At 58.2% G+C, this 299-nt stretch carries 1 protein-coding gene; it reads right to left on the bottom strand.

Annotated elements, in window-relative coordinates; translation table 11 throughout:
• Positions 1 to 221 (bottom strand): hypothetical protein (locus AUR66_RS22815; RefSeq protein WP_231727929.1); only part of this gene is annotated, 221 nt, incomplete at its 3' end.
• Positions 222 to 299: the final 78 nt, after the last annotated feature.

The following is a 299-nucleotide window of genomic DNA, read 5'->3' as shown; positions in this document are numbered from 1 at the left end:
ATTGCACTGTTATCTCCGATTATGCTGTTCGTTGGCATGCGTTCGATGCGTCCGTTTTCATCGATGGCGGCCGGTGTTCTCGGTGCTGTGTCGGCGACAACTCTAGCGAGTGCGTCGAGTAAGGTGGGGAAAGCAAGTAGTGCAGCAACGAGTGCTGCGAGTTCAGCCGCCTCTAGCCCGCGTGTAGATCCAATAGTGGGCTCGCCGTTCTCCAGCGACAACGCGAGTTCGACTGCATCCAGTGCAGTTGGTGCGCTGGGCAGCCCTTCAGGTGGGCTTACTCGGAGTGGCTCTGAGAC

Source organism: Haloferax profundi, from assembly GCF_001469865.1.
In the GTDB taxonomy this organism is placed as follows: Archaea; Halobacteriota; Halobacteria; order Halobacteriales; family Haloferacaceae; genus Haloferax; species Haloferax profundi.
The sequence above is the reverse complement of the archived record's forward strand: the minus strand, read 5'-3'. Positions and strand labels throughout refer to the sequence as shown.